The organism is Mesorhizobium sp. M1A.T.Ca.IN.004.03.1.1, from assembly GCF_003997555.1.
Taxonomy (GTDB): Bacteria; Pseudomonadota; Alphaproteobacteria; order Rhizobiales; family Rhizobiaceae; genus Mesorhizobium.
Genome location: NZ_RZTV01000650.1, coordinates 1 through 255, shown reverse-complemented (window position 1 = coordinate 255; position 255 = coordinate 1). Strand labels below are relative to the sequence as shown.

At 58.4% G+C, this 255-nt stretch carries 1 pseudogene; it reads left to right on the top strand.

Annotated elements, in window-relative coordinates:
* Positions 1 to 150: 150 nt before the first annotated feature.
* Positions 151 to 255 (top strand): annotated as a pseudogene (locus EOD29_RS33250) (response regulator transcription factor); the annotation flags it as partial.

The following is a 255-nucleotide window of genomic DNA, read 5'->3' as shown; positions in this document are numbered from 1 at the left end:
CCGTGCAACCGGTGGGCGATACCTGCATCATCACCGTTCTCGTGTCCGGCAATGGCCAGCGTCCACGCAAGGTGACGGTAAAGGTTCCGATGTAGGCGGAATCGGCTTATTCAGGACATTGAACGATTTGAAGCGGACGAAGGCGGACCGATGCGCATCCTGGTAGTCGAAGACGACGTTAATCTGAACCGGCAGCTGGCCGACACGCTGAAAGAGGCGGGCTATGTCGTCGAACGCCTGGTCGACGACATAGCC